The sequence below is a fragment of the Georgenia sp. M64 genome (assembly GCF_038049925.1).
GTDB lineage: Bacteria > Actinomycetota > Actinomycetes > Actinomycetales > Actinomycetaceae > Georgenia.
In genome coordinates this window covers 3,808,132-3,832,734 of the sequence record NZ_CP145809.1, presented here as the reverse complement: position 1 = coordinate 3,832,734, position 24,603 = coordinate 3,808,132, and the positions used below count along the sequence as shown (strand labels likewise).

The 24,603-nt window shown below is 75.1% G+C and carries 21 protein-coding genes and 1 pseudogene; 7 read left to right on the top strand and 15 right to left on the bottom strand.

All coding sequences use genetic code 11. The features are described 5' to 3' along the window. Position 1 precedes the first annotated feature (1 nt). Together AAEM63_RS17015 and AAEM63_RS17010 are read right to left on the bottom strand one after the other, a co-directional pair. Complete coding sequence (locus AAEM63_RS17015) at positions 2–898, bottom strand: SGNH/GDSL hydrolase family protein (RefSeq protein ID WP_341359407.1); 897 nt, start codon at positions 896–898, stop codon at positions 2–4. A gap of 318 nt (positions 899–1,216) precedes the next feature. Next, the gene (locus AAEM63_RS17010; protein ID WP_341359406.1) at positions 1,217–2,665 is read right to left on the bottom strand and encodes a glycoside hydrolase family 15; all 1,449 of its coding nucleotides are present in this window, start codon (positions 2,663–2,665) and stop codon (positions 1,217–1,219) included. A 213-nt stretch (positions 2,666–2,878) separates the two neighbouring features. On the opposite strand from AAEM63_RS17010, the gene groL reads away from it, so the two are divergent. Further along, the gene (groL, locus tag AAEM63_RS17005) at positions 2,879–4,507 is read left to right on the top strand and encodes a chaperonin GroEL (RefSeq protein ID WP_341359405.1); all 1,629 of its coding nucleotides are present in this window, start codon (positions 2,879–2,881) and stop codon (positions 4,505–4,507) included. A 179-nt stretch (positions 4,508–4,686) separates the two neighbouring features. Here the strand turns inward: groL and AAEM63_RS17000 are convergent, their stop codons facing one another. The 6 genes from AAEM63_RS17000 to AAEM63_RS16975 form a co-directional block, all read right to left on the bottom strand. After that, positions 4,687–4,956, bottom strand: coding sequence for a DUF1918 domain-containing protein (locus tag AAEM63_RS17000; RefSeq protein ID WP_341361402.1), 270 nt, complete (start codon positions 4,954–4,956; stop codon positions 4,687–4,689). Positions 4,957–5,075: 119 nt separating this feature from the next. Then, entirely contained in the window at positions 5,076–6,578 is a 1,503-nt protein-coding gene (locus tag AAEM63_RS16995; protein ID WP_341359404.1) for a gluconokinase, read from the bottom strand. 86 nt (positions 6,579–6,664) lie between these two features. After that, positions 6,665–6,946, bottom strand: coding sequence for a dsRBD fold-containing protein (locus AAEM63_RS16990; RefSeq protein ID WP_341359403.1), 282 nt, complete (start codon positions 6,944–6,946; stop codon positions 6,665–6,667). Between the two features lie 116 nt (positions 6,947–7,062). After that, complete coding sequence (locus AAEM63_RS16985) at positions 7,063–7,974, bottom strand: DUF4031 domain-containing protein (RefSeq protein WP_341359402.1); 912 nt, start codon at positions 7,972–7,974, stop codon at positions 7,063–7,065. A gap of 96 nt (positions 7,975–8,070) precedes the next feature. Then, a complete protein-coding gene (locus tag AAEM63_RS16980) occupies positions 8,071–8,346 on the bottom strand; it encodes a WXG100 family type VII secretion target (RefSeq protein ID WP_341359401.1) in 276 nt (91 codons plus the stop codon). A 177-nt stretch (positions 8,347–8,523) separates the two neighbouring features. After that, complete coding sequence (locus AAEM63_RS16975; protein ID WP_341359400.1) at positions 8,524–10,014, bottom strand: hypothetical protein; 1,491 nt, start codon at positions 10,012–10,014, stop codon at positions 8,524–8,526. Positions 10,015–10,181: 167 nt separating this feature from the next. Here AAEM63_RS16975 and AAEM63_RS16970 point away from each other — a divergent pair, with 167 nt between their 5' ends. From AAEM63_RS16970 to AAEM63_RS16955, 4 genes are read left to right on the top strand one after another with little or no spacing between them, the layout of a single operon-like run. Further along, a complete protein-coding gene (locus tag AAEM63_RS16970; RefSeq protein ID WP_341359399.1) occupies positions 10,182–12,449 on the top strand; it encodes an HAD-IB family hydrolase in 2,268 nt (755 codons plus the stop codon). Next, complete coding sequence (locus AAEM63_RS16965; RefSeq protein ID WP_341359398.1) at positions 12,446–13,315, top strand: SDR family oxidoreductase; 870 nt, start codon at positions 12,446–12,448, stop codon at positions 13,313–13,315. Before AAEM63_RS16970 ends, AAEM63_RS16965 begins: the two co-directional genes overlap by 4 nt. Next, complete coding sequence (locus tag AAEM63_RS16960) at positions 13,315–14,082, top strand: lysophospholipid acyltransferase family protein (RefSeq protein WP_341359397.1); 768 nt, start codon at positions 13,315–13,317, stop codon at positions 14,080–14,082. The genes AAEM63_RS16965 and AAEM63_RS16960 overlap by 1 nt, the downstream gene beginning before the upstream one ends. After that, positions 14,079–15,767, top strand: coding sequence for an FAD-binding oxidoreductase (locus AAEM63_RS16955; RefSeq protein WP_341359396.1), 1,689 nt, complete (start codon positions 14,079–14,081; stop codon positions 15,765–15,767). The genes AAEM63_RS16960 and AAEM63_RS16955 overlap by 4 nt, the downstream gene beginning before the upstream one ends. A 425-nt stretch (positions 15,768–16,192) precedes the next feature. On the opposite strand, the gene AAEM63_RS16950 is transcribed toward AAEM63_RS16955, so the two are convergent. The 4 genes from AAEM63_RS16950 to AAEM63_RS16935 form a co-directional block, all read right to left on the bottom strand. After that, on the bottom strand, positions 16,193–17,845 hold the full coding sequence (locus AAEM63_RS16950; protein WP_341359395.1) for a HAMP domain-containing sensor histidine kinase: 1,653 nt from the start codon (positions 17,843–17,845) through the stop codon (positions 16,193–16,195). Further along, on the bottom strand, positions 17,845–18,609 hold the full coding sequence (locus AAEM63_RS16945; protein WP_341359394.1) for a response regulator transcription factor: 765 nt from the start codon (positions 18,607–18,609) through the stop codon (positions 17,845–17,847). Before AAEM63_RS16945 ends, AAEM63_RS16950 begins: the two co-directional genes overlap by 1 nt. A 61-nt stretch (positions 18,610–18,670) precedes the next feature. Further along, positions 18,671–19,561 (bottom strand): zf-HC2 domain-containing protein, encoded by an 891-nt coding sequence (locus AAEM63_RS16940; RefSeq protein ID WP_341359393.1) that lies wholly within the window; start codon positions 19,559–19,561, stop codon positions 18,671–18,673. Continuing rightward, a complete protein-coding gene (locus AAEM63_RS16935) occupies positions 19,558–20,130 on the bottom strand; it encodes a sigma-70 family RNA polymerase sigma factor (RefSeq protein WP_211338721.1) in 573 nt (190 codons plus the stop codon). The genes AAEM63_RS16940 and AAEM63_RS16935 overlap by 4 nt, the downstream gene beginning before the upstream one ends. Positions 20,131–20,281: 151 nt before the next feature. Here AAEM63_RS16935 and AAEM63_RS16930 point away from each other — a divergent pair, with 151 nt between their 5' ends. Further along, a complete protein-coding gene (locus AAEM63_RS16930) occupies positions 20,282–20,857 on the top strand; it encodes a hypothetical protein (protein ID WP_341359392.1) in 576 nt (191 codons plus the stop codon). A 168-nt stretch (positions 20,858–21,025) separates the two neighbouring features. Here the strand turns inward: AAEM63_RS16930 and AAEM63_RS16925 are convergent, their stop codons facing one another. The 3 genes and pseudogenes from AAEM63_RS16925 to AAEM63_RS16915 all read right to left on the bottom strand — a co-directional run bounded on the left by AAEM63_RS16925 (position 21,026) and on the right by AAEM63_RS16915 (position 24,111). Further along, positions 21,026–21,862 (bottom strand): PhzF family phenazine biosynthesis protein, encoded by an 837-nt coding sequence (locus tag AAEM63_RS16925; protein WP_341359391.1) that lies wholly within the window; start codon positions 21,860–21,862, stop codon positions 21,026–21,028. Between the two features lie 58 nt (positions 21,863–21,920). Continuing rightward, positions 21,921–23,429 (bottom strand): amidohydrolase family protein, encoded by a 1,509-nt coding sequence (locus AAEM63_RS16920; protein ID WP_341359390.1) that lies wholly within the window; start codon positions 23,427–23,429, stop codon positions 21,921–21,923. A gap of 72 nt (positions 23,430–23,501) precedes the next feature. Beyond that, positions 23,502–24,111: pseudogene (locus AAEM63_RS16915) on the bottom strand (NYN domain-containing protein). A gap of 188 nt (positions 24,112–24,299) precedes the next feature. Between AAEM63_RS16915 and AAEM63_RS16910 the strand changes: the two are divergent. Next, a complete protein-coding gene (locus AAEM63_RS16910; protein ID WP_341359389.1) occupies positions 24,300–24,602 on the top strand; it encodes an urease subunit gamma in 303 nt (100 codons plus the stop codon). Position 24,603 lies beyond the last annotated feature (1 nt).

Genomic DNA, 24,603 nt, shown 5'->3' with positions numbered 1-24,603 from the left:
CTCAGGTTCGGGGCGTCAGGACGACCGGCTCGGCGTGCTTGGGCGGGCGGGTGTCGCCCGAGGAGCGACGACGCAGCCGCCGGCCGATCCACGGCGTGGCGTACTGACGGGCCCAGAGCAGGTCGGAGCGGAGCCGCTCGGCGCGGGCCACCGGGGGCAGGGGTGCCAGCGGGTCGTCCCAGGCCGTGTCGTCGGCCCCCACCCCCAGCGCCACGAGCGCCGCCTGTGCCACGCGTTCGTGACCGGCCGTGGTGAGGTGGATGCGGTCGGGCGCCCACATGCGCCAGTCGCGGAGCGAGCGCATGCCCCACACGTCCATGACGGATGCGCCGTGGCGGCGGGCGAGCGACCAGACGTGGGCGTTGTACACCGCCACCCGGGCGCGGGTCGCGCGCAGGAGGGGTGAGCCGTGCGGGTCCATGCCCGTGGCCAGCAGGACGTCGGCGCCGGTCGCGCGCACCCGGACCACCGCGCCCTCGAGGATGTCGGCGAGCGCATCCGGGTCGGACCCCGGGCGGAGGAGGTCGTTGCCGCCGCCGACGAGGCTGACCAGGTCCGGGCCGAGCGCGAGGGCCTCGGGCAGCTGCTCCTCGACGATGGCACCCAGGAGACGGCCCCGGACGGCGAGGTTGGCGTAGACCAGGCCGTCGTCCACCAGCCCGTCGGCGCCGCCGTCCGTGCTGCCGGCGTCGTCGGCGTCGTCGCCGGGCGTCGGTCCGGCCGCGAGCCGGCCGGCGAGACGGCCGGCGAGGATGTCGGCCCACCCGCGCAGGCGGTCCGGGCGGGCCGGGTCGGGAAGGTCCCACAGGCCCTCGGTGAAGGAGTCGCCCAGGGCGACGTACCGCGACCACGGGCCGGCGGCGCCTGTCGGGACGGCGGTCGGGGGTGTGCTGCTCACGCCCACGATCCTGCCCCGCCCGGACCCGGTCGCGCGAGCGGGGCGGGGTGTGCCACCTCGCGCGAGTGCTGCCGTGGCCGAGGCGCGCCGGGACCTGGGTCCCTGGTGAACGACTGCGGTGTCGATACGTTCGGATCGACGTCCTTCCCCCCGCCCGCGCACGAGCGCGGGTCCTCCTCGAGGAGCCCTCGTGACCCCTGGCCAGATCTTCCCCCCGGCCGACGACCAGCGTGAGCGCACCGTCCAGGACGGCGTCGACCTCGAGTAGCCCTCCGCGCCCGCCCGCGGCGCGGGCCCGTTGAGCGCCCCGGGCGGCCCCTACAGGGCCCCGGCGTCCTCCAGCGCGGCCACCGCCAGGACGACGTTCGCGCTGGACCACGTCAGCGGGGCGACCGCGGCGGGGGCCCCGCCGGCGAGGACCTTCTCGGGGATGGCGCCCGAGCCGGTGCGGTGGGCCTCGACCCAGTCCAGCCACGCCGTCGCGCGCTCCGGGTGGTCGTTGCGGGCCGCCGTCAGCGCGTACAGCGTGGTCTCAGGGGTCCAGGAGATGCCGTCGCGCTTCCACCCCGAGCCCGGAGCGAGGCCGCCCGCGGGCCGGGCCATCTCCTGCGCCGACGCCAGCCAGGCCTCCTCCGCGCCCGGCAGGGGTTCGGCGACGAACGGCGGCAGCAGCATCGCGGTGGCGGCGTCGCGGCCGTCCCCACCCAGCAGCGCCGTCATCGGACCGGCGTCGCCGGCGTAGCGGGTGTAGCCGTCCGACCCGAACGTCTCCTCCACCGCGGTGCGCAGCTGGGCGGCGCGCCCGGCGGCGGCGTCGGCCCGGGCGGGGTCGCCCGCGGCGGCGTAGATCCCCGCCGCGGCCTCGAGCCCGGCGAGCATGGGGGCGGCGGTGCCGAGGGTGAGCTCGTCCTCCTGGACCTCCCAGTAGTCCGCCGACGGCGGGGGCAGGTGCGGCGGGTCGGCGGTGAGCTCGAGGATGCGGTCGGTCGCGCGGTCGACGAGGGGCCGCAGCCGCTCCAGCGCGGCCTCGCGCGGTGCGCCGTCCGGCAGCGTGTCCAGGACGGTGGCGGCCGACCACAGCACCCAGCCGGTGCCGTCGAGCTGGATCCCGCGGCCGTCCGGCACGCCCGAGGCGTCCGGGAGGTATCGGGCCTGGAAGCCGCCGCCGGCGCTCTGGGCCTGCTCGACGAACCCGAGGACCTCGACGGCGTCGTCCGGGTGGCCGGACCGGGCCAGCGCGGCGGCGACGAAGGAGGCGTCCCGCGGCCAGACGTACCGCCAGCGGTCCGTCCAGCCCGCCACCACGGCGCCGGGGGCGGCCGCCGTCTCGCTCCCGGGGTCGTCGAAGGTGGCCCCGGTGAGGGTGCGGATGTCCAGGAGGGCGGAGGAGACGAGCTCCTCGTACCGCGTCCCCTCGCCCGGCACGGTGCCGGCGGCGAGCCAGTCGCGCTGCTCCTGGGCGAGGGCGAGGGCCCGCGGGTCGTCGGCGTCGCGGGCCAGCACCCGGCTGCCGGGCAGGTACTCGGCCGCCTCACGGGCCCGGACGTCGCCGACGGTCCCCTCGGCGCTGAGGTGCACGCCGTCGAGGTAGAGGTCCACGAAGGCCTCGGTGGACTCGGTCGCCTTGAGGTGGAAGGACCACAGCGCGACGACGGCGTACACCAGGGCCGCCACCGCCCACCCGGCGGCTCGGCGGAGCCGCCGACGACGGCGCGGCGCCGGGCTCTCGACCGGTGCGGCGGTCCGGGGCAGGGTGGCGACCGACATCCCAGAAGGTTACGTCCACGGCCGGACGCGTCTTGCACTCGGACAGGGAGAGTGCCAGACTCGGCGTTAGCACTCTCGGTCCGAGAGTGACAGAACATACCGGCTGGCCGGTGAGGCCGGGCGGGTGGCGGGACGTGACCGCCAACCGCTCCGGTCGTCCGTCGCGGGCGCTCGCCAGCTGCGTCAAACCGCCACCAGTGGAGGAACGAACGCATGGCCAAGACCATCGCCTTCAACGAGGAGGCCCGCCGCGGAATGGAGCGAGGCCTCAACATCCTCGCCGACACCGTCAAGGTCACCCTCGGCCCGAAGGGCCGCAACGTCGTCCTGGAGAAGAAGTGGGGCGCCCCCACGATCACCAACGACGGTGTGTCCATCGCCAAGGAGATCGACCTCGAGGACCCGCACGAGCGCATCGGCGCCGAGCTGGTCAAGGAGGTCGCCAAGAAGACCGACGACGTCGCCGGGGACGGCACCACCACCGCCACCGTGCTCGCCCAGGCCCTCGTCAAGGAGGGGCTGCGCAACGTGGCCGCCGGCGCCAACCCGATCGCCCTCAAGCGGGGCATCGACAAGGCCGTCGAGGCTGTCATCGAGCACCTCTTCAAGCAGGCCAAGGAGGTCGAGACCAAGCAGCAGATCGCCGCCACCGCGTCGATCTCCGCCGCTGACCCGGCCATCGGCGAGCTCATCGCCGAGGCCCTCGACAAGGTCGGCAAGGAGGGCGTCGTCACCGTCGAGGAGTCCAACGCCCTGGGCCTGGAGCTCGAGCTCACCGAGGGCATGCGTTTCGACAAGGGCTACCTGTCGGCGTACTTCGTCACCGACGCCGAGCGTCAGGAGGCCGTCCTGGAGGACGCGTACGTCCTGCTCGTCGAGTCCAAGATCTCCAACGTCAAGGACCTGCTGCCGCTGCTGGAGAAGGTCATCCAGTCCGGCAAGCCGCTGGCGATCATCGCCGAGGACGTCGAGGGCGAGGCCCTGGCCACGCTCGTCGTCAACAAGATCCGCGGCACCTTCAAGTCCGTCGCCGTCAAGGCCCCGGGCTTCGGCGACCGTCGCAAGGCGATGCTGCAGGACATGGCGATCCTCACCGGTGGTCAGGTCATCTCCGAGACCGTGGGTCTCAAGCTCGAGAACGCCGACCTCGACCTGCTCGGCCGCGCCCGCAAGGTCGTCGTCACCAAGGACGAGACCACCATCGTCGAGGGTGCCGGCGACGCGGACCTCATCGAGGGCCGCGTGGCCCAGATCCGCGCCGAGATCGACAACTCCGACAGCGACTACGACCGCGAGAAGCTGCAGGAGCGTCTGGCGAAGCTGGCCGGCGGCGTGGCCGTCATCAAGGCCGGTGCCGCCACCGAGGTCGAGCTCAAGGAGCGCAAGCACCGCATCGAGGACGCGGTGCGCAACGCCAAGGCCGCCGTCGAGGAGGGCATCGTCGCCGGTGGTGGCGTGGCCCTCATCCAGGCCGCCAAGGACGCGTTCGAGAACCTCCACCTCGAGGGTGACGAGGCGACCGGCGCGAACATCGTCCGCGTCGCGGTCGACGCGCCGCTCAAGCAGATCGCCATCAACGCCGGCCTCGAGGGCGGCGTCGTGGCGGAGAAGGTCCGCAACCTCCCCGCGGGTTCCGGCCTCAACGCCGCGACCGGCGTGTACGAGGACCTGCTCGCGGCCGGCGTCGCCGACCCGGTCAAGGTCACCCGCTCGGCGCTGCAGAACGCGGCGTCCATCGCCGGCCTGTTCCTCACCACCGAGGCCGTCGTCGCCGAGAAGCCGGAGAAGACCCCGGCCGCCCCGGCCGGCGGCGGGGACGACATGGGCGGCATGGGCTTCTGACCCACCCGCCTGACCCCCGGCCGGACCGCTCCGGACCGGCCGGGGAGCACGGCACACCGAAGGGCGGCACCCACGTGCCGCCCTTCGGCGCGTCACGGCGCGTGCCGGCCCGTGCGGCGTCGGTCGCAGGGACGGAGCGTGCCCGCCCGTGCGGCGTCCCGGCGCCGGCGGCGGGCGGTTCAGGCCGCGTCGAGGTGGTGCCTCGTCCCGTGCTGGGCCAGGTGGGTCATGTGCTGGAGGTGGTCCAGCGGGTACGGGTGCAGCCTCGCCGGGGCGACGACGGCGTCCGGGCCGGGGAAGACCAGGGCGACATGGCCGTTGTCCGACCAGCGCACCAGGAAGGGCGGGGTGCCGTCCGGGCCACGGGCCTCGAGGACCTCCCCGTCGCGGGAGACCACCCCCTGGCTGCGGGACTGGATGACGATGCGGTCACCAGGGTCGGCGCGCATCTCGCTCACCTCCGCTCCGCCGGGACCCCTGTGCCGGGGCCGTGCGTCACCTCCAGCGTCGGACGCCGCGGGACGGCCCGCAAGGGCCGTTGGTCGCGCCCGCCGTCGCGGCGGACCCCTCAGCCCCGCACGAGCGCGTCGTAGAGCGCCTCGAACCGCCCCCTGCGGTCGCGGTAGTACCCGGCACGTCCGGGGACGGGCTCGTACGTGGCCCCGGTCTCCGGCGACGACCTCGCCACCGCCGGGGCGAGCACGTCCAGCGCGAGGAGTGCGGTGCCCCGCAGGGTCGAGCGCCGGGCGGTGACGTGCGTGACGGGCCGACCCAGCACGTCGGCGAGGACCTGGAGCCACTCGGGCAGGTCCTTGGCCACGCGGCCCGAGGCCATGATCCGGTCCGCGTCCGGCGCAGCCGGTGCGAGGAGGTCGGCCACCCGGGCGTAGGTCAGCGCGACGCCCTCCAGCGTGCCGCGGTAGAGGTCGTCCGGCGTGGTGGCCGCTCCCACGCCGGTGAGGACGGCACGGGCGTCACCGGCCCAGCCCGGTGCCCGCTCCCCGGAGAGGTAGGGCAGCACGAGAGGGGTGGTGGCGGAGGGTTCGGCGAGGAGGACGGCGCCCTGCGCGCCGTCGAGTCGGAGGGTCTCGGAGAGCCAGGTCACGGCGCGGCCGACGTCGTTGAGCGCGCCGCCGAGGAGGGAGCGCCCGGCGTCGACCCGGTAGCTCCACAGCCCGTCGGGGACCGTCTCCGGCGGGGCGTCCAGGAGCACGCGCAGCGCCCCCGAGGTGGCCGCTGCCGCCGCGATCGACGTCGCGTCCACGGCGCCCGCGCCGACGTTGCTCGCGAACCCGTCCGAGACGACAGGGAACCACACGGCACCGGCAAGCGTGGGCCACCGGCGGGCGACCTCGCCGGTCGCCGGGGTCAGGGGCACGCCCGGGTCGTGGACGGCGGAGAACCGTTCGGGGTCGGTCCCGGTCGCCTCGAGCAGCTCGGTGTCCCAGGCGCCGGTCCGCCGGTCGAGCAGGCCGGTCCACGCCGCCGTCGAGGTGCCGACGGCGGTCGTGCCGAGAAGGTGGTGGTAGACGTACTCGCCGAGGGACCACCAGGACGACGAGCGCACGACGACGTCGGGTGCGGTGGCCGCCAGCCACCGCAGCCGGGGTGCGTGGTACGACGGGTGGATCATCGTGCCCGTGCGGTCGTGGACCGCGCGGACGTCGAGCTCGCGGCGCAGGGCAGCGGCGTGGGCGGCGCTGCGCGAGTCGGCGTAGGTCAGGCAGGCCGTGACGGCGGTCCCGGCGGCGTCGACACCCACGAGGCTGGCCGCGAAGGTGTCGAGCGCGACGCCCCGGACCCGGGCGCCGAGCCGACTGTCGTCGAGGGCGTCGAGGATCTCCGCGACCTCCCTCAGCACCTGGGCCGGGTCGATCTCGGACGTGCCGTCGGGCCGGGTGGTGAACCCGTGGGGCACCTTGTGGCGCAGGCCGCGCACCGGGCGCCCGGTGGCGTCGTAGACGCCGCCGCGGGTGCCGGTCGAGCCGACGTCCAGGGCGACGACGAGCGGGTCGACCGCCTCGGTGAGCCCCACGCTCGTCGTCCCGGTCACGGACGTCGTTCCGGTCACGGCTGCCCCTCTCGCTGTCGGCTCCTGGAGCCTAGGGGGGAACCCGGCGACGCGCGCCCGGGCCGCGAGCGCGGCGGGCGGGAGACCTACCGGGCGAGATGGACCCGGTGGTGCTCCAGGGCGGAGATGTCGTCCGAGCTCGCCCGGAGCAGGCGGTCCGCCAGGTCGCGCAGGGCTCGCGCGGCGGCGAGCTCCTCGCCGATCTCGGGCACGTCCGAGTCACCGGGGTTGCGCCTGGCGCGCCCGTACCCGTTGAGGGTCGTCCCCGCGGACGTCGTCAGCGCCGCGTGGGCGGTGGTGAGGGGCTCGTCGGAGCGGACCTCGCTGGCGTTGAAGAGGTCGATCTGCACCTTCCACGTGTGTGCCACCGTTCTGCTCCTCCCCGCCCGCCGGTCCGGCCGCGCCGGTCCGGCCCTGCCGACCTGACCTCTCCATCGTCCGGCCCGGCCGGCCGGGGGGCCAGGGACCATCGGGCAGCCGGTCCTCAGCGGTGGGTCTCCAGCGACGTGAGCTCGAGCGCGACGTTGTCCCGGGCGGGACGCTCCCAGCGGCGCCGGCCGGTCGTCGTGGTGAACAGGTGCCCGCGCCCGAGGAGCCGCCGCAGGACCTCGGCCCGCCCCCGCCGGAAGTCCTCGTCGGTGACGTGCGGGTACTCGCGCCGCACCCCGGCGACGTACCGGGCGTAGCGGCGCGGCGAGGCGGCCAGGACCGCGAGGTCGGCGTCGCACAGCGCCGCGGCGTCGCTGTCTGCCACGTCGGGCAGGTGGGCGGCGGTCACGCGGACGAGCCGGGCGACCTCGTCGGCCGCCGCGACCCCCCGGGCGTCGAGCTCGGCCCGCGCCAGCTCCGCCGAGTCGGCCTCGTCCTGTCCCGGACGGCCGCGGTAGACCGCGTCGTGGAACCACGCGGCCAGGACCGCGGGCCGCCCGAACCGCTCGCCGCTCTCGGCGAGCACGTCGAGGTGGACGAGGACCTCGTGCAGGTGGCCGAGGTCGTGGTAGCCGCGGTGCGGCTCCGCCCACCGGCCGAGCAGGTCGGTGCCGGCCGGCATCCACGCCCCGACCGGCAGCTCGGGCGCCAGGCGCGCCCAGCGGCGCACGAGGTCGTCCCGGCGGCGGGCGGCGGCGAGCGCGTCGCGGTCGGCCCCACGCACCCGCAGCCCCGAGGCGGTGAGCCGGGCCAGGAGCTCACGGGCCGCGACCTGGTCCGCCCCGGCGGCGACCAGGTCCGCCACCCGCTCGGCCGGCACGTCGTAGTGGTCGAGGTCGAAGGCCCGCGCCGGCAGCCCGGCCGCCCGGGCGAAGGCGTGGAGCTCGACGAGGGAGGCGTCGGAGACGAGGTGGGCCCAGCGGGTGCCGTGGGCCGGCCACTGCGGTGGATCGACGAGGACGGCCACCTCGCGATCGTACGGACCGCGGCGCCGGCCCGCTCACCGCAGGAACAGGCCCGCTCACCGTAGGAACAGGTCCGCTCACCGCAGGAACAGGTCCGCTCACCGCAGGAACAGGCTCTGCGCGCTCGCCTCCGCCTCCGCGTAGGTCCGCGACGCGGTGTCGAGGGCCTGGGTGACCTGCTCGAGGGAGAGCTCCACCTGCGTCTGCGTCGCCCGCCAACTCTCGGCGCACCCGGCGAACGCGGCGGCCGCGGCACCCGTCCACCCGGCCTGGAGCGCGGAGAGGTGCGCCATCATCGCCGTCACCTCGTCCCGGATGACGGCCGTGCTGGCGCGGGTCAGCGCGGCCGCTCGGGCGACCTCCGTGCTGTCCACCTGGAATCTCGACATCGTCACCCTCACCGTCCACCCCGCCCACCGGGTGCGGGCGTCCACGGCCGACGTTAGGCAGGCTCGGCACCGAGCCCTGGCGGCGCACGGCGGGCCTGTGGACGCGGGCCCGCGACGTCGACCGGTGGACGGGCTCGGCGGAACGGGTCCCGCGGGCCGACGTCAGCGGCGGTGGCGGTCCCTGCGCCGGTCCCGGCGGTGCCCGAAGAGCTCCGGCTCCCGCTCGATGCCGCTGTGGGGGGTGGCGTCGGGGCGCTCCAGCACCCCGGTCACCGGGTCGGGCTCGATCTCCTCGGGCACCCGGTCCACCGCCGAGCGCTGCTCCACCGGGGTGGCCGACGCGGGCTGGGCCCCGGCATCGCCGGCCTCCGCGGGCGTGGCGGCGGTGAGGAGCGCGCCCGAGGGGTCGAGCGGCTGGGCGCCACGGTCGGCGACCCGCTCGGTCCGGGACGGCTGGGCGGCCTCGCGCGCCGCACGGGCGGACACGAGCCGCTCGCGCTGACGGCGGTCCCGCTCGGCCCGCTCGGCGCCGTGGCGCACGGCCTCCTCGATCCGTTCGCGCGAGGTGCGGGCGATGAGCTCGCGGCCGGCCCGCGTCGCGCCGGCCGCACCGTCGCGGCGTCCGTCGAGGTCGTCCGGGAAGGACTCCAGGGAGGAGGCACGTGCACGCGCCGGGCTGTCGGCGGCGTCTGCCGCCCGATCGCCGCTGCCGGCAGCGGCCGCGGTCTCCGCGGCAGCGGCGGCGGTCACCGCCGGGGTGTCGGCGCTGGGAGCCGGTGCCGGGTGCCGCTCCGCGGCGTGGCGCTCGGCCGGTCCGTCGTACGGACCGGCCGTCCGCTCGGTCGTGCCGTGGGTGGCGGTGAAGACGTGCGAGGCGCTGTCACGACGGACCGGGTGGCTCTCGTCGAAGACCTCGCCCTGTGCGGCCTCGGCGGCGGTCACCGACTCCTCGGGCATCGCCTCGCCGAGCGTGGCCAGCTCGGCGTCGAGCCGGTTGAGCTCGGCGGTGAGGTTCTCCCGCGCCCGGTCCTCCCACTGTGCGCCCATGGGGCTGAGAAAGAGGTGCCGGCGTGCGAGGAGCTTGGAGACGATGCTCCTGCGCGCCTCGACGTAGTGCCTGACCGGCAGGTGCGCGTACTCCTCCCGCACGGCCCGCCGGTAGGCGCGGTAGCGCTGCGGGTCCGCCGCGAGGGTGGCCAGGTCGGCGTCGCACAGCGCCAGGCAGTCGATGTCACGCACCGCCGCCTCGTGCCGCTTGAGGTTGACGATGAGCTCGGCGATGCGGTCGACGGTGCGCTCGGGCACGCCGAGGGCGAGGAGCTCCTCGGTGGCGAGGTCGGCGGAGGCGACCTCGTCCTCCCCGCCGCTGCGGGAGTACGCCTTCGTCGCCGTGGAGCTGAAGACCGCTCCGTGGTACCACGCCGCCAGCCGCACCAGGTCGGGGTCGTGCGTCTCCTCGGCGAGCTCGTCCACCCGGGCGAGGACGTCGATGAGGTGCTTGACGTTGTGGAAGCGACGGTCCGGCCCGGCCCAGCGATCGAGGAGCCGCCGGCAGGTGGCCTCGATCTCCTCCCGAGGTGCCGTGGCACCGGCGGCGAGAACGCTGCGGATGAACGCGGCGGGCAACCACTGCGGTACGTCGGTGACGCCCATGGCTCCTGGATTCGTCGGTGACAGGAAACAACTGCAACCTCCGATCGTAGACCGATGGGGGACCCCGTCAAACCAGGGGTGGACGCTCCGGGCGTGAGACGTTCCACGTGCTGACCGTGGCACGGTCACGGTCGGCCCGCCCGGCGCACAGCGGTATCGTCTGCGGAATGTCCAAACCGCTCGACGGCGCCCACGTCCTGCTCACCGGGGCCACCGGCTTCGTCGGCCAGGCCGTCCTGGAGAAGCTCCTCTCCGCCTACCCGACGACGCGCGTGAGCGTGCTCGTCCGTCCGCGCGGCGAGCTGTCCGCGCAGGCCCGGGTCGACAAGCTCCTGCGCAAGCCCGTCTTCCGCCCCTGGCGTGCCCAGCTCGGCGAGGAGGCCGCGGCGGCCGCCGTCGCCGAGCGCGTGACCGTCATCTCCGGCGACCTCGGCGACCTGCCCCCGCTGCCCGGCGACCTCGACGTCGTCCTCCACTCCGCCTCCACGGTCTCCTTCGACCTGCCGATCGACGAGGCGTTCACCGCGAACGTCGGCGGACCCGTCTCGCTCTACGAGGCGCTGGTCGCCGCGGGCGGCGACCCCCACGTCGTCCACGTCTCGACCGCCTACGTCGCGGGCCTGCGCAAGGGGGTCGCCGAGGAGCGTCCCCTCGACCACGACGTCGACCGCGACCTCGAGCAGACGCAGGCCCTGCTGGCCCGCGAGGAGGCCGAGGCCGCCTCCCGCCGTCCCGAGGTCCTGCGCCACCTGCTCGACGACGCCCAGGCGCAGCACCGGCGCGCGGGTGCGGCCGCGGTCGCCGAGGCGGCCGAGGAGGCCCGCCGCGAGTGGGTGCGGGCCGAGCTCGTCGAGGCCGGCCGTACGCGTGCCCAGTCGCTGGGCTGGACCGACGTCTACACGTTCACCAAGGCCCTGGGTGAGCGGGTGGCCGAGGAGCTCTGGGCCGGCGCCGGGCACCGCCTGTCGGTGGTGCGCCCGACGATCATCGAGTCCTCCCTCAAGCACCCCTACCCGGGCTGGATCGACGGGTTCAAGGTCGCCGACCCGCTCATCGCCGCCTACGGGCGCGGTCTGCTGCCGGAGTTCCCCGCCCTGGCCGACACCGTCCTGGACGTCATCCCGGTCGACTTCGTCGTCAACGCGATCCTGGCCGCGGCGGCCGCGCCCGCCCCGGCCGGGGAGCCGCAGTTCTTCCAGGTCTCCTCGGGCATCACCAACCCGCTGCCCATCGGGCGGCTGTACCGCCTCGTGCGCGAGTACTTCGAGGCGCACCCGCTCAAGGACGCCGAGGGCGCGCACGTGCAGGTGCCCTCGTGGTCCTTCCCGCACACCGGCGCCGTCGAGCGGGCGCTGGGCCGGCGCGAGAGGGCGGTCGACCTCGCCGACAAGGCGCTGGGCCGGCTGCCCGCCAACCAGCGCACCCGCGGGTGGATGTCGACCCTGGACAAGGCGCGTCGCGACCTGGGCACCCTGCGCAAGTTCACCTCCCTGTACCAGCCGTACACCCAGACCGAGGTGATCTTCGACGACGCCCGCACGCGCGCGCTCCACGCCGGCCTGCCGGCCGATCGGCGCGGCGAGCACGGGTTCGACGTCACGGAGATCGACTGGCAGCACTACCTCCAGGAGGTCCACATCCCCGGGGTGCCCGGGCTCATGCGGGACCGCCGGTCCAAGGACGCCGGCGGCCCGCCGCCGGCGCTGCCCCACCGCACCGACGTCGTCGCCGTCTTCGACCTCCAGCGCACGATCGCCGCGGCCACCCTGGTCGAGCACTACCTGTGGATCGAGCTGGCCGCGAAGCCGGTGCGGCACTGGCCCGGCTCGCTGGCGAACCTCCTCGCCCTCGGCCCGCGCTACCTCGGCGCCGAGCGCCGGGACCGCTCGGACTTCATCCGCACCTTCATGCGGCGCTACGAGGGCATCGCCGAGGAGGAGCTGCGCGGCGTCGTCGCCCGCGTCGTCGAGCCCTCCCTGCGGCGCGGCCTGCTCACCGAGGCGGTCGAGCGGGTGCAGGCGCACCGCGCCGCCGGGCACCGCACGGTGCTCGTCACCGGGGAGATCGACGTGTTCGTCGAGCCCCTCGCGGGCCTGTTCGACGAGATCGTGGCCGGCAGCATGGAGAAGGACGCCGAGGGCCGCTGGACCGGGCACCTCGCCGCGTCGCCGCTGGTGGGCGAGGCGCGCGCGGCGTGGCTGCGGCGCTACGCCCGTGAGCGCGGCGTCGACCTGGCCGAGTCCTATGCTTACGGCGACAGCTACGCGGACCGCTCGTGGCTCGAGGTCGTCGGCCACCCCAACGCCGTCAACCCCGACGCCAGCCTGTACCGGTACGCCAGTGCGCGGCGGTGGCCGGTCCACGCCTGGACCACCACCGCGGAGGGACGGCTCTCGCCGGTCCTGCGGAGCATCAAGGGGGCGCAGAGGGCATGACCGAGCGGGGCAGGGCCGACGGCGCACGTCCGACCGACGGCGGCGCACGTCCGGCCGGCGAGGGCGCACGTCCGGCGGGCGGTCGCAGCGTCCTCGACGGCCGTGCCCTCGTCACCGGCGGCACCTCGGGCATCGGCCTCGCCTTCGCCCACGCCCTGGCCGCCCGCGGCTGCCCCCTCGTCATCGTCGCCCGCGACGCCGCCCGCCTGGAGAAGACCGCCGACCAGCTGCGCTGGCGATACGGCGTCGACGTCGAGACGATCCGGGCGGACCTGTCGGAGACCACCGACGTCGCGACGGTCGTCGAGCGCCTGGTCGACCCCACCTCGCCGGTGGAGATCCTCATCAACAACGCCGGCCGGGGCCTGCACAGCCCGCTGCTGGGCGAGGACCTCTCCGAGCACGACGACGCGCTCGACCTCATGGTCCGCGCCGTCCTCCACCTCGGCGGGGCCGCCGGTCGTGTCATGAGCGAGCGTGGCCACGGCGTCATCGTCAACGTCGGCTCGGTCCAGGCGTTCATCGCCATGGGCGCCTACTCCGCCCTCAAGGCGTGGGTGTACAGCTACTCCGAGGCCCTCGCCCTCGAGCTCGAGGGCTCCGGCGTCCAGGTCACCACGCTGCTGCCGGGGTGGGTGCGCACCGAGTTCCACGACCGCGCCGGGGTCTCGCGCTCGAAGATCCCCGAGGTGCTGTGGCTCGACCCCGAGCGCGTGGTCGCCGAGTGCCTCGCGGACGTCGAGCGTGGTCGGCCCCGGTCCACGCCGTCGCACCGGTACAAGGTGCTCGCCTTCCTCGCCCAGTACGCCCCGCGCCCCGCGGTCCGGTTCGTGGCCGCGCGCATCGTCCGGCTGAGGAGGCGCTGATGGAGCAGCTCACCCGCTTCCGGTCGGTGACGCACCGGTGGGCCCGGTTCGTCGCGCAGCGGTGGATCCTCGGTGGGATCGTCGGGACGTTCACCTCGACCTCGGTGGAGGGGGCGGACAACCTCGAGGGGCTGACCGACCCGTTCGTCGTCGTCGCCAACCACTCCAGCCACATGGACGCCACCGTCCTGGTCACGCGCCTGCCCTACCGGGTCACGAGGCGCCTGGCGGTCGCGGCCGCGGCGGACTACTTCTTCAACACGTGGTGGCGGCGGTTCCTCACCGGGCTGTTCTTCAACTCCTACCCCGTGCACCGCACCGGCCAGGGCAAGGGCAAGGGCATGTCGCAGCGGCTGCTCGCCGAGGGGGTGCCGATCCTCATCTTCCCCGAGGGCACCCGTGCGCGGGACGGGGTGATGAAGGCCTTCAAGCCCGGCGCCGCGGCGCTGTGCATCAAGGAGAACGTGCCGTGCGTGCCCGTCGCGCTCATCGGCACGCACGACGCGATGCCCGTCGGGCGGAGCTGGCCGAAGCCCGGCCGCCCGCCCATCCGGCTGCTGGTGGGCCGGCCGATGCGGCCCCGCCCGGGCGAGAAGGCCCGCGACTTCAACGACCGCGTGGCCGCCCGGGTGCGCGCGATGCTCACCATGCAGACCCCGTACGTCCTGGGTGACCACGTGGTCCCCGGCGGGGAGGACGACCACGTCGACGGCGCGGGCGGGCAACGCCCCGACCAGCCGCGAGCGCAGCAGGAGGAGGCTTCGTGAACGGAGTTCGGCACCAGAAGTGGTGGGGCTGGGGCGAGGAGGGCATTGCCTTCAACCACCGCGACAAGCCCAAGCTGGCGCCGTTCGTCCTGGACCGGGTCGGCATCGACCTGCACGCCCCGGGGAACCCGCCGCCGGCCCTGAGCGACATCGCCGTCCCGGCCTCGCGCCTCGGTGAGGACCTCGCCACCGTCCTGCGCGGCGCCGTCGGGGACGGCCACGTCGTCGTCGAGGACGAGGACCGGCTCGTCCACACCTACGGCAAGGGCCTGGCCGACCTCGTGCGCGTCCGCGCGGGCGACCTGCCCCGCGTGCCCGACGTCGTGGTCTACCCGGCCGACGAGGACCAGGTGCGCGCGGTCGTCGACGCCGTCGTCGCGGCGGACGCCGTCCTCATCCCGTTCGGGGGCGGGTCGAACATCTCGGGCTCGCTCACGCCGCCCGCCGCGGAGGCGCGCACCATCGTCTCGCTCGACCTCGGTCGGATGAACCGGGTGCTCGAGGTGGACGAGGCGGCCGGCCTCGCGCGCGTGCAGGCCGGCGTCCTCGGCCCGGACATGGAGGACCAGCTCGGCGCGCGCGGCTGGACCATGGGCCACCAGCCGGACTCCTTCCGCCACTCCACCCTCGGCGGGTGGATCGCGACGCGCTCGTCGGGCATGCAGTCCGACAAGTACGGCGACATCGCCGACATCACCCGTGGTCTGCGCGTGGTGCTGCCGGGCAAGGTCGTCGCCCTGCGGCCGCTGCCGAGCACCTCCTCGGGCCCCAGCGTGCGCGAGATGATCCTCGGCTCGGAGGGCCGGCTCGGCGTCATCACCGAGGCGTGGGTCAACGTCCACCGGGTGCCGGAGAACCGCGAGATCATCGCCTACCTCTTCCCGTCCTGGGCGGCGGGCATGGCGGCCATGCAGGAGATCGCCTCCTCCGACGCGACCCCGTCGGTCACCCGCGTGTCCGACGCCAACGAGACCCAGTTCTCGCTGTCGACGCAGAAGAGGTCGAAGGGGATCAAGGGCAAGGTGTCCAAGGCGCTGTTCGCGGTGCTGGAGCGGCGCGGGTGGGACCTGAGCAACGCGTGCCTGTCCTACATCGGCTACGAGGGCGGCAAGGACCTCGTGCGCCGCAACAAGGCCCTCGTCGGCAAGATCGTCAAGAGGCACGGCGGGATCAGCCTCGGCACGGGCCCCGGCGCCCTGTACGACCAGAAGAAGTTTGACACGCCCTACATCCGCGACTTCCTCCTCGACGTCGGCGGGGTGGCGGACGTCTCGGAGACGGCGGCCCCGTGGTCGCGGCTCATGGACGTCCACTCGGGCACGGTCCGAGCGGCGCAGGCGGCCTTCGACGAGATCGGCGTCAAGGGCTTCATCATGTGCCACCTCTCCCACAGCTACCACTCCGGTGCGTGCCTGTACTTCACCTTCGCGTTCCCGCCGGGCACCACCGACGCCGACGCCCAGCTCGAGAAGTACTGGACCGTGAAGAACGCGGTGCAGCAGTCCTTCATGGACAACGCCGCCACGATCTCCCACCACCACGGCGTGGGCACCGACCACGCGCGCTGGCTCGCCGACGACATCTCCGAGGCCGGCACCGACGTCATGGTCGCGCTGCTGCGTGGGGTGGACCCGGGGCGCAACCTCAACCCGGGCACGATCCTGCCTCCGTCGCGGGAGTGGTGACGGTGGAGCCGTGACGCGGCTGCCGTGACGCGCTTTGGTGACGCGCTTCGGTGCCGGTGCACAGCGGTGACCGCGCCGCGGCTGCGGCGCACGCGGCTGCGGTCGGGGCCGCGCCGGAGTCGGTGCCAGGTCAGGGGCCGCCCGGGCCGCGAGCGATCCCTGGGTTGCCGAGCGATCCCTCTGTTGCCGAACGATCCCCGTACACCGCTCTCACTCGGTCACGGAGGGATCGGTGGCGTCGGTGCGACGCCGGTACCCGGCCGCGGGTGGTGCGCAGTGGTGGGCCCGGGCCGCGAGCGATCCCTGGGTTGCCGAGCGATCCCTCTGTTGCCGAACGATCCCCGTACACCGCTCTCACTCGGTCACGGAGGGATCGGTGGGGTCGGTGCTGGCTGGATGATGCCCCGCACACCGCTCTCACTCGGTCACGAGGGGTCATTCGCACGGAGCAGGGGGTCGTCGGCGGCGCGGTCGTCGGCGGCGCGGTCAGCGGGAGCGCCTTGGGCGGGCGCGCCCTCGGCGTGGTCAACGCCTGTGCGGTCAGCGGGGGTGCCGCGGAGGGGGCCGGCGGCGGGCGCGCCCTCGGTGCGGTCGGCCCCGGCGGGCACCGGTCCCTCGACCGGCAGCGCGACCTGGACGGTCGTGCCGCCGCCGGGGGTGGGCAGGACCCGGACGCCGCCGGCGTGGGCGCCGACGACGGCCGCCACGATCGCCAGGCCCAGTCCGGACCCGCCGGAGCTGCGGGTGCGCGACGGGTCGACCCGGTAGAAGCGCTCGAAGACCCGCGGCGCGTCCTCCTCGGCGATGCCCGGACCGTGGTCGCGGACCTCGAGGAGGGCCCAGCCAGGCTCGGGCACGCCCACGGCGATCTCCACCGGTGTGCCCGCAGGGGTGTGCTGGACGACGTTGCCCACGAGGTTGGCCACCACCTGGCGCACGCGGTCGGCATCGGCGGTGACGGGGACCGCGTCCACGTCACCCGTCCCGGCCGCGGGGTCGTCCTGGGCCAGCGGGACGACGGCGGCCCGGCGGTCCGGGGCCAGCGCGCCGAGGTCGGCGACGGCGTCGCGGGCGACGGCGGCGAGGTCCACCTGGCTCAGCGCGAGCGGGCGGCCCTCGTCGAGCCGGGCGAGCTGGAGGAGGTCCTCGACGAGGTTGCCCATCCGCTTGGCCTCGGTCTCGATGCGGCCCATCGCCTGCTCGACGTCCTCCACCCCGCCCATGCGGTAGAGCTCGCCGTACCCGCGGATGGTCGACAGGGGCGTGCGGAGCTCGTGGGAGGCGTCGGAGACGAACCGGCGCATCCGCCGCTCGGAGGCGGCCCGCGCCGCGAAGGACTGCTCGATCTGGGCGAGCATCGCGTTGAGGGACAGTGCGAGCGACCCGACCTCGGTCGACGGCGGGGCGGCCGGCACGCGGCGGGAGAGGTCGCCGGCCGCGATCGCCCCGGCCGTCGCCTCGATCTCACGAAGCGGCCGCAGGGAGCGGCGCACCGCCAGCCAGGCGGCCACCGCGCCGAACGCCGCGATCCCCAGCCCCGCCATGCCCACGAGCTGCGCCGTCCGGGCCAGGGTCTTCTCCTCGGCGGCGAGCGGGAGCGCGACGGTCGCCGCACCGACGACCTGCCCGTCCGGGCCGCTGACGGGCAGCACCACCGCCCGCCACGGGACGGTGGTGCCCCGGCCGGCGAGCGTGACGGGCTCGAGCGGCTCGGCGGCGTCGCGCAGCGCGTCGAGGTCGGCCGCCGGCGTGCGCGGCACGCCCAGGCTCGCCTCGACGTCGTCGTTGATGATGGTGCGCTCGGTGCCGTCGGCCATCTCGATGCGCACGAAGAAGTTCGACGGCAGGAACTGGTCCTCGCCGTCGCCGCGGGTGATCTGGTCCAGGACCCGCTGGGCGATGCCCCGGGCCGAGCCGGTGAGCTCCTCGTCGACCTGGCTGACGAGCTGGACGCGCAGGGCCGTGAGGGTGGCGGCGGAGATCGCGGCGAGACCGAGGAGCAGCAGGGCGGCGATGATCGCCACGAGCCGACCGCTGAGCGGCACCGCCCGCCACCGTGCGTGCAGGCTGCCGACCATCAGCGCGCCTGGAGCCGCAGGACGTACCCGACGCCGCGACGGGTGTGGATGAGGGGCGGCAGCTCGGTGGCCGGGTCGAGGCCGAGGGCGGCGGGGTTGTCGAGCTTGCGGCGGAGGTAGGAGATGTAGGACTCGACGATCGCCGCGTCGCCGGCGAAGTCGTAGTCCCACACGTGGTCGAGGATCTGGGTCTTGGACACCACCCGTTCGGCGTTGACCATGAGGTAGCGCAGCAGCTTGAACTCGGTGGGGGAGAGCTCGACCTCGCGGCCGGCGCGGCGGACCTCGTGGGCGTCCTCGTCGAGCTCGAGGTCGGCGTAGGTGAGCACGGCGCCGTCCTCCGGCTCGGGCCGGGTGCGGCGCAGCACCGCCCGGATGCGGGCGACGACCTCCTCGAGGCTGAACGGCTTGGTGACGTAGTCGTCCCCGCCGACGGTCAGGCCCTGGACCTTGTCCGACATGTCGTCGCGGGCCGTGAGGAACAGGACCGGGACGTCCTGGTGCGTGCGCAGCCGCCGCAGCACCGTGAAGCCGTCCATGTCGGGCAGCATGACGTCGAGCACCACGAGGTCGAGCTCGTTCTCCGTGGCCGCGCGCAGGGCGGAGTTGCCGTCCTCGGCCGTGAGGACCTCGAACCCGGCGAAGCGGAGCGAGGCCGAGAGGAGCTCGCGGATCGAGGGCTCGTCGTCGACGACCAGCAGCCGGGCCTCCGGGGCCCGCTCGGGGCCGCGGGAGCCCCGCGCCGGGGTGCGCGTGGTGTCCATGCGCCCCAGTCTCCGCCCGTCGACTGGACGTTTCCTGGGAACGGGCTGGACGACGGCACCGCTACAGGCTGGCCGTCGACCACACCCTGCCGCTGGCCGCGACGAGCTCCAGCCGGTCGAGCCGGCCCTCGGGGACGGGGACGATCCACGTGGCCTCGGCGCCGTACTCGTCCAGGCTCCATCGACCGGCGCTCTCCCGCGTGCCGTCCGAGCCCACCAGCCAGCACTCGTAGAGCGCGCCGGGCGGTCCGTCGGTCACGGCGACGACGAGGACGGGCTGGCCGTCGAACCAGGTCTCGCTCACCGAGCCGACGGCCGTGCCGTCGTCCTTGACGAGGGCGATGCCGGCGGACCGGGCGGGCTCGGCGGTCTCGGCGGGCGCGGCCGCGGGCGGCGGCTCCTCGGCGGTCAGCTGCGTGAGGACGGCGGTCCCGGCCACGCCGAGCAGGACACCGGCCACCGCTGCGGTGAGGAGTGCCGGCCACCGACGACGCCGGTGCCGGACGGCCGGACCGGCGGAGTCGTGGTGCCCGCCGCTGCGGCTCCCAGGACGCTCGGGTCCTGCGCCGCGAACCGTGGGGCTGTGGTGGGCGGTGGCGGGCCGAGCGGTGTCCGCACCGCGCCCCTGCTCCGCGCGGAGCACGTCCGCGCGTGCCGGGACGACGTCGGGCGCGGGCCGTTCCTCGGCGGACGGGTGCGACGGGCGCGCGGCCGGACCGGCGCCGCCGGCCGCAGCCATGGCGGCGAGGACCCGGGAGGAGAACCCCGCGGGTGGTGCGACCGCCGGTGCGGCGGCGAGCACGTGGTCGGCGGCGTCGGCGATCGCCGTGTACTCCGCCCGGCAGCCCTCGCACACCGCCAGGTGCGCGGTGACGGCGTCGCGCTCGGGCTGCCCGACGTCGCCGAGGGCCAGGGCGTACAGCTCGTCCTGGTCCGGGCACTGCCTGCTCATTCTCCGGCCTCCATCGATTCGCGCACCCGGCGTAGCCCGGTGCGGATGCGGGTCTTGGCGGTCCCCAGCGGGATCCCCTCGTGCTCGCAGACCTCCTGCGCGGTGCGGCCCCCGATGACCGCGAGCACCACGGCCCGGGCCTGCTCGGGCGGCAGGGACTTCAGCCGCCGCAGGGCGTCGTCGCGCTCCACGTGGCGCAGGGCCTCCTCGTCCGACGCCGGCGCCTGCAGGGTCGCAGCGATCATCTCCTCCAGCACCCCGTCGTCGGTGGGTGTCTGCCGACGGGCCCGGACGACGTCGATCGCCGCGTTGCGCGTGATCGTGAGGAGCCACGTCAGCACGGACGCCCGTCGGACGTCGTAGGTCCCGGCCGCGCGCCAGGCGCGCACGAACACCTCCTGCGCCACGTCCTCGGCGAGGGCGGCGTCGCGGGTGATCGAGACCGCCAGGCCGAAGACGGGCGCCTGGAACCGGCGCACGAACGCGGCGGCGGCGGGCTGGTCGTCGACCGCCAGGCCCGCGACCAGGGCGGCGTCGGCCGTCCGGTCCGTGCGCGAGAAGAGGTCCACGTCGGGGGATACGCGCGCGGAGCCGTCCGGGATTGCCTCGCCCCCACCGGGTGTGCCACTGGTTCTCGGGCCATGCAATCCCGGGCCACCTCCGGTGCGTACCACGGGGGACGGCCCGACCCGGCCGTCGTCAGGACCTGAGGGAGGAACCATGAGAACCAGATCCAGGCTCGGGGCGGTGGCGGCGGGTGTGCTGCTCGCGGCGAGTCTCGCCGCGTGTGGCGACGACGACCCGCAGGGGGCGACGACGGTCGAGGAGACCACCGTTGCCGGCGGTGAGGAGGCCACCACCGAGGAGGAGACCACCGCGTCCGAGGAGGCGACCACCGAGGCGATGACCGAGGAGTCGACCGAGGACGGCGCCGCCGCCGGTGCGGCCACCGTCATGACCGCCGAGAGCGACCTCGGCACGATCCTCGTCGACGGCGAGGGCATGACGCTGTACATGTTCACCAACGACACCCAGGACTCCGGCGAGAGCGTCTGCGAGGGTGACTGCCTCGTCGCCTGGCCGCCGCTCGAGGGTGAGCCCACGGCCGGTGAGGGGGTCGACGACTCCCTCCTCGGGACGATCGAGCGCTCCGACGGCTCCACCCAGGCGAGCTACAACGGGTGGCCGCTGTACTACTGGGCGCAGGACACCGCGCCGGGTGACGTCACGGGCCAGGGCGTGGGCGACGTCTGGTACGTGCTCGACCCGGCGGGCGAACCCATCGGGATGCCCTGACGCGGGCTCACGGCGGGGTCGTGGCCGTTCGGGCCACGGCCCCGCGAGGCGTGGGTGGGTCGGCGGCGTCATCGTCCGTCCTCGTTTCCGGCACGGCCCGCCCCCGCTCGCCCGTGCGTCGTGCGGACAGTGTGGCGGTGCCGGGCGTCCGGTGTCGAGGCCGGGGCGTCAGAGCTCGACGGTGCCGGTCACGACGGTCCTCGTGTCGCCGCCGACCCAGATCTCGTCCCCGTCCGTCCGGACGTGGACCCGGCCCGCGCGGCCCAGCACGGTGCCCTGCGCCGCGACGTAACGGTCGGGGGCGCGGCCGGTGTCGACGAGCCAGCGGGCCAGGCCGGCGTTGAGGCTGCCGGTGACGGGGTCCTCCTGGCCGGTGCCCATGAGGCCGCGGACCTCGAACGCCGGAGCGTCGTCGGTGTCCGTGGCCGTCGGCCCGACGAGACCGACGAACAGCCCGTCCAGGACGGCGCCGTCGGGCCGGACGGCGAGCACCGCGTCGGCGCTGCCCACGAGGATCCCGATCCACTCGGGGCCGTTGACGAGCCACGAGGCGTCGACGACGTCGGCCGGGTCGAGCCGGAGCGCCGCCGCCGCGCGGGTGAGGGTGATGGCGTCGACCGGTTCGTACCGGGTCAGCGGCGGGGCCGCGAAGGCCCAGCGGCCCTCGTCCTGCCGCACCCGCACCAGGCCCGCCGCGCACTCCTGCACGATCTCGCCGGCGGCGCGTGGGTGGCCGCCCGACCCGAGCCAGGCGTGCGCCGAGCCGAGGGTCGGGTGGCCCGCGAACGGCAGCTCGCCGTCGACGGTGAAGATCCGCACGCGGTAGTCCGCGGCGGGGTCCGTCGGCGGCAGCAGGAACGTCGTCTCGGAGAGGTTGGTCCAGGACGCGAACCGCTGCATCTCCTCCTCGTCGAGCCCGTCGCCGTCGACGACGACGGCGACGGGGTTGCCCCGGAGGGGCTCGGCGGAGAAGACGTCGATCTGGGCGAAAGGACGGGTGCGCACGGCGGCCACGATAGCCGCGCGGGCCGGCGGGGGCCGGGTGCGGACCGGGCGTGCGTCCCTACAGCGCCAGGTGGCTCACGCGACCACGGACGAGCGTGGCGGCCACCCGCATCCGGCGCAGCCGCGCCGCGGCCTCGTCCGTGGACGCCGCTGGCGCCAGGGGGTCGGCGTCGAGGAGGACGACGTCGCCGCGCCCGCCCACGGCGAGCGTGCCCTGGCCGTCGGTCGAGGCGGCGAGCGCCTCGGCGGGGGTGATGTGCTGCTCGGGGTGCCACGGCGCGCGCGCGTCGGCGCTGCGGTGCACGGCCGCGGACATGGCCAGCCACGGGTCGAGCGGGGAGACGGGGGCGTCCGAGCCGAGCGTGAGCCGGACCCCGGCGTCGAGCAGCTCGCGCAGGACGAACGTGCGTCCCGCCCGGTCGGGCCAGCGCTCCTCGGTGACGTCGCGGTCGTCGAGGAGGTGGGCCGGCTGCACGCTCGCCACCACCCCCAGCCGGGCCATCTCGGCGCTGTGGGCGGGGGTGAGGAGCTGGGCGTGCTCGACCGACCCGCGGGCGCCGGTCGCCGCGAACGCGTCCAGGGCGATGGAGACGGCAGCGTCGCCGATGGCGTGGACGGCGACGTCCAGACCGCCGCGTCGCGCGCGGCGCAGAAGGTCGCGCAGCTCGTCGGCCGGCACGTTCTGCACACCGTGCGGGTGGCGGGGGTCGATCGGCTGGGGGTAGGGCGCGAGGCAGTGCGCGGTCGCGGTGTTGAGCGAGCCGTCGGAGATGATCTTGAGCGGGCCCATCCGCACCAGACCCCGTCCCCCGGGCACGGCCTCGCCGGTGCGCAGGGCGACGGCGAGGACGTCGTCGAGACCGTCGGCGTAGGTGGCGGCGCGCACACGCAGGGTGTCGGCGCCGTCGGCGACCCGGTCGGGCCACTCGAAGGCGTTGGCCGCCCACTCCATCTCGGTCACCCCGACGACGCCGCGCGCGGCCGCCTCGGCCAGGGCGCGGCGGTAGGAGACCGGCTCGTCCCCGGGCAGGTCCTCCAGGCGCCCGAGCGCGGCGAACCACGCGTTCTCGCGGACCAGCGCGTCGCCGTCGGCCGGGACGCCGAGGAGCTCGCGCGCCCGCGCCGAGAGCCAGCCGGAGTGGAAGTCGCCGGACGCGAGCACGACGGCGGCTCCTCCGGCGACGGCGTCCAGGGCCGCCTGGTCCGGGGCGTCGGGCCAGGCGGCGTCGCGGAAGCCGAACCCCACCAGCGGGGTCCGGGCGCCGCCGAGGCGCTCGCGCACGCGCCGCAGGACCTCGGCGGCGCTCGCGGCGTCGGTCAGGTCGAGCCGGTCGAAGGTGCGCGCCCACTGACCGAGGTGGACGTGGTGGTCCCAGAGCCCCGGGGCGGCCCACCGCCCGGCTCCGTCGAGCTCGTCCTCACCCGCCCGGCGGGACAGGTGCGGGCCGACCTCGCTGATCCGGCCGCCGGTGATCCGGACGTCGACCGGCTCCGGCGGTGCGGAGATGCCGGCGACGGGGACCAGGCGGACGTCGCGCAGCAGCACCGAGGCGGAGGCGGTGACCATGGGGGAACTCTAGAGCCGGCCGCGGGTGCCCCGGACTGGCGTGGAGCGGTCGGGCTGCAGGTAGCGGTCGCGCTACAGGTAGCGGGAGGGGTCGAAGGCCGCGAGCGGGATGATCCGCACGCGCGGCAGCACGGCGTTGAAGGCGCCGAGGTCGTCCTCGAGGTCGTAGATCTGCAGACCCCGCTCGGTGAGGTCGGCGAGCTGGCCGTTGAGGAACTCCCGGAAGCACAGCACGCCCACCTTGCGGCCGGCGTCGAGGAGCCGCTCCACCTGCGGGATGTAGTCGCCGTCGTGGGAGGCCAGGACGACGTCGCCGTGCCCCTGCTCGAGGATGGCGTCCATCGTGCGCTGGATACCGATGTCGACGACCTTCTCGGTCCCCGTGCCCGCCAGCGGGATCGGGTGGTAGCTCATCGCGAGGAGCGCCTGGACGAAGCTCATGGGCATCTGCCCCGAGGTGGCGTTGAGGAAGAACAGCCCTCGCGCCTGGCCGTGCCAGACCTCCTGGGTGAAGTGGAGGATGCGGTCCCAGCGCGGACGCTCCTCGGGGGCGGGCCGCCGGCCCAGCACGCTCCTCGGGGGCGGGCCGCCGGCCCAGCACGCTCATGCCCAGGGTGGCGTCGATGTTCTCGCCGTCGACGAGCAGGTAGGTCTCTGGGGCGGGCGCCGGGAAGTCTGACATGGGGCCAGCGTAGGGGCGCGCCCGTCCCGTCGGTGGCGCCCGCGCGGTGTCGGCGCGCCCCGGCGTCGGCGCACCCGCCCCGGGAGGGGTTACACGACCGTTCCCGGCCGGTCACACGCCCGAAACGTCCGGCGGCGACCATCGGGTACGCCCGCTGGACGCGGGGCCACACCGCCGCGGGAGGGCCGATGCACCTGACACCGTCGGAGCAGGAGAAGCTGCTGCTCGCCGTCGCCGGCATGGTCGCGCGCGACCGGCGCGAGCGCGGCGTGCGCCTGAACTACCCCGAGACGGTCGCCCTGCTGACCACGTGGGTGGTGGAGCGGGCGCGCGAGGGGCGCAGCGTGGCCGACCTCATGGTCGAGGGGCGGTCGGTGCTCGGCCGGGACGAGGTCATGGACGGCGTCGCCGACATGCTCCCGGACGTCCAGGTCGAGGCGACCTTCCCCGACGGGCGCAAGCTCGTCACCATCCACCAGCCGATCGCCTGAG